General features: G+C 68.9%; 3 protein-coding genes. 2 read left to right on the forward strand and 1 reads right to left on the reverse strand.

Annotated features, from left to right (window positions below):
• On the reverse strand, window positions 1-1,836 hold a 1,836-nt coding region (locus ACRDUX_RS36015; RefSeq protein WP_526421500.1), incomplete at its 3' end, for an Hsp70 family protein.
• Window positions 1,837-2,073: 237 nt separating this feature from the next.
• Between ACRDUX_RS36015 and ACRDUX_RS36020 the strand changes: the two genes are divergently transcribed.
• Together ACRDUX_RS36020 and ACRDUX_RS36025 are read left to right on the forward strand one after the other, a co-directional pair.
• Window positions 2,074-2,643 carry an Rv0340 family IniB-related protein gene (locus ACRDUX_RS36020; protein ID WP_526421502.1) on the forward strand — a complete coding sequence of 190 codons (570 nt, stop codon included), beginning with the start codon at window positions 2,074-2,076 and terminating at the stop codon, window positions 2,641-2,643.
• 263 nt (window positions 2,644-2,906) lie between these two features.
• The gene (locus tag ACRDUX_RS36025; RefSeq protein WP_526421504.1) at window positions 2,907-3,965 is read left to right on the forward strand and encodes an IniB N-terminal domain-containing protein; all 1,059 of its coding nucleotides are present in this window, start codon (window positions 2,907-2,909) and stop codon (window positions 3,963-3,965) included.
• Window positions 3,966-4,012: the final 47 nt, after the last annotated feature.

The following is a 4,012-nucleotide window of genomic DNA, read 5'->3' on the forward strand; positions in this document are numbered from 1 at the left end:
GGGTACCACCGTGACGACGGGCGTTTCCGGCGTGATCGCGCTCGTCGGCGGGGACGCGTCGCCCGAGGTCGGCGGATCGGGCGGCGCCACCGTGGTCGTGGTCGTGACCGGCGGCCGCGTCGTCGTGGTCGTGACCGGGGGGGTGGTCGTGGTGGTGGTCGTCGTCGGAGGCGTCGTGGTCGTGGTGGTCGTCGTCGTAGTCGTGGTGGTCGTCGTGGTGGTCGTGGTCGTGGTGGGCGACGTGGTCGTCGTGGTGGCGGTGGTCGGCTCGGTGGTGGTCACCGGCGGGGGTATCACCGAGGTGCTGGTGTCGCCGTTTGGAAGCGTGACGGTCTGGGTGGACGGCTCGGGCGGAGGTGCCTCGCTGCTCGACTGTCCCGGCGAGTAGCTCGTTGCGGTCTCGGTGACGGGGCCGGAGTCACTCGACGTGCCGGTCAGCGTGACCGCGAGTCCTCCCACCGCCAGGAGCGCGGCGGCCGCAGCTGCTCCGAACAGAATGGGCGGACGTTTGTACCAGGCCAGCGGCTCCGGGTCGGGGAGATCGTCCTCCTCGTCGTGCGCGAAGGCGACCTCCGGTCGGGCATCGGTCTGGCCGCCGAAGTCCGACTGGTAGTCGGCTCCGGCGTACGGCACGGGCTCGCCGCTCGGGGCGTCGTCCTGCGACCACGCCAACGCGCGGAAGGTGGACGACCCCTCGTTGGGGGGCTGGGCGGGCGGTGCGCCGGCGACCCACCCCATCGTCGGCGCCAGACCCGTCGGCGCGTCCACTGTCGGCGCCAGTCCGGTGGGGGCCATGCCCGTCTGGGCATCGTCGTCGAACCCGCTGGCCGCGACGACGGCCGCGCCCGTGGCGATGGTGAGTACCGGCAGGGGCGTGGTGACGACAGGCGCCCGGAGGTGCTCCGACAGTCGCTGAGTGACAAGCGGGATCGCGGCGCCGCCGCCGACGGTGGCGACTGCGGAGACGCTCGTCACCGGAATTCGATGGCGCTGCAACGCATCTGCGATCGTCGACAGCAGACCGGTCAGCGGGGGATCGATGAGCCGCTCGAGCTCCTGGCGGGTGATGCGGACGTCGGAGGAGTAGCCGGGCAGTTCCGCTTGGATCACCGTGGCGGTGTCGGCGGACAGGCGCTCCTTCGCGGCGCGGCACGCGTCGCGCAGGCGGGTGAGCGATCCGACCGCGGCGGTGCTGGCGGGATCCGACGAGCTGGCCTCGGCGATGCCTACGACGACGTGGTTCAGCAGCGCCTGATCGACGAGGGCGCCGGAGAAGTCCGGGTAGCGGATGGTCTCACCGATGATCGCGAGGCCGGCGCGGGCGTCGGCCAGCGTGACGCTGGTTCCGCCGCCGCCGAAGTCGCACAACACCACGACGCCGTCGGCAGGCAACCCCGGCCCTGCGCGCAGGCCGGCGAGCGCGGCGCCCGAGTCGGGAATCAACGTCGCGGGAACACCGTCGGGGGACAGACCGGGCTTGGCCCGCAGCGCATTCCGCAGGGCGCCGACGACGGCCGGTCCCCAATGCGCGGGCACGGCGATGGTGACGGGTGCGCCCCCGCCAACCTCCCTGGCCATCACGTCGAGGGCCTCGACGAGGACGGCCTCGCCCCGGTGGGAGGACCCGTCTGCCGCCACCAGGGGTACGGGGTCACCGACCCGCTCGACGAAGCCGGCCAGGACCAGCCCTTGCTGATTCGGGCCGGGGAACTGGCCGACCTCCGGCCCGCGGTCGTTGAACAGAGTCAGGACCGATCGCCGCGTGACCGGCTCGGCACCGATGCGGGCCGCCACCAGATTGGTGGTTCCGACGGACAATCCGAGTGGTTCTGTCATGAATCGCAATTCCTGTCGGATCGAGGAAACAGCCCTCACCATATCGGCTGCCGCAAGCATCGGAGGCTCAATCCCCCTAAGGGTGTCGAACCCCTAACGGGCCGTCCCCTAACGCCCGTTCTGGCGGGGTGGGTTCAGCACCGATCCCGGGAACGGGTTCCGCCGATAGCATTCGAGCAGAACCAATGGTGGCTTCAGTGTGGCCACCGTCCCGCAGCAGCAGATAGGAGGCACGCCGTGGCGAACTCGCTGCTCGACTTCGTCATGTCGCTGGTACGCGATCCGGACGCTGCCGCTCAGTACGCGGCCAACCCCGCGCAGGCCATCGCCGACGCCAACCTGAGCGACGTGACCAGTGCGGACGTCAACCACCTGATCCCCGTCGTCGCCGAATCGATGTCGACGGCAGTGCCGTCCGGGGGGCTCTCCGGAGGGGCTGACAACCTTCTCGACTCCGCCCACAACGTGTGGGCGAGCGGCGCCGCGACGGCGGCCTTCGACGCGTTCGACGATCACCTACCGATCCAAGGCGGTGACGTCGTCGCAGATCAGGTGCCCACGTTGGCGAACGTGATCCAACAGCCGGAGGATGCGGCGCCGACCATCGTCGACCATGACTTCGATGTCCCGTCGATCGTGACCGCGTCGGAGCCGTCGCCGCACCTGGACGTGCCGACGTTCGAGGACGTCCACGTCATGGACACCCCGACGGACCACTCGCTCGACGACGTGCACCACTCCATCTCTGGTGACATCGACGATCACCTGTCGCCGCCACAGGACCCGGACTTCGACATCTTCACGTGAGTCAACCCAGCTTCACGACGACGACAGCGCGACCAGCAATGGCCGCGCTGTCGTCGTATTCGTGCAGGCCAGGGGGGTTTCGAACGAGCATCCCCACTCATCCCCTAATCCCCTAACAGCAACCCCCAGTGCACCCCGTAACAGCCCCGACCGGCGAGGGGTCACGTCCCCGTTTCCGGGCCTCCACCGGGCCCATAACGTAGTGAACAGATCGCCGGAGGCCGGCGACACGACCTACCCAAGTCCCACCGAAAGGCACTTCAATGACGAACCTCATCGACTACATCCTCGACCTGTTCCGCAGCCCCGACGTGGCCGCCACGTTCGTCAGGGACCCCGACGGCGCACTGCGCGACGCAGGTCTGCCGAACGTCAGCGCTGCGCAGCTCCAGGCCGTCGCCGCCACCACCGTTCCCGCCGGCGTCTTCCTCGGCGACGGCAACCCGGTCCAGGGTCTGCAGTCCGCGGTTGCCAGCTACCACAACATTCCGTCGGCCTTCTCGCCGCAGACGGCGTTCGCGCCGCAGACCGACTTCGCCAGCCACAACGCGACCGACTTCGCCAGCCACAACGCGACAGAGGTCGCCAGCAACAACGACTTCATGAGCCCCGATCAGGCGGCGGGCGCCAACGCGCAGAACGGCGCGTTCAACCTCGGCTTCGGCGACATCACCCTCGGCGACAAGACCAGCAACACCGCCACCGACGGCGGCGTGGTGAACACCGGCACCGCCGGTCACATCGACACCACCAGCGTCAACGGTGACGGCAACGTGGTCGGGCACGGCAACAACGCCAACACCGGCGTCATCGAGGGCGGCAGCCACTCGCCGATCATCATCGGCGAGGGCAACGACACCCAGGTGAGCGACACCTCGCAGCACTCCGGTGGCGACATCATCGACGGCAACCAGGGCACGGTCATCAAGGACAACGACATGTCCGGTGGCCATGGCGGCAGCGCCAGCTCCAGCGGCGGCGGCGGTCTGCTCGGCATCGGCAACGGCGGCAACGAGGCCAACGCCGGTGGCGGGGGTGGCGGTGGATCGATCATCGTCAACGACAACGGCAACCACTCCAACCCCACCGCGGTCGGCGGCAACCAGACCACGGTCGGTCACGATCTGGGCAGCGGTAACTCCTCGACCGTCGACTCGTCCACGCACACCGACACCACGGTGCACGAGGACAACACCTTCGAGCAGGACAATTCCACCCACACCGACAGCTCGATCCACAGCGACAACACCTTCTCGCAGGAGAACTCGCTGCACCAGTCGGCCGACACCCACATCGAACCCGATACACACCTCGGTTTCTGACCGGATCGGATTGACTAGAGCTGGCGGGGATCCCCTCTACTGCGGGG

This window comes from Mycobacterium sp., from assembly GCF_050701675.1.
Lineage (GTDB): Bacteria > Actinomycetota > Actinomycetes > Mycobacteriales > Mycobacteriaceae > Mycobacterium.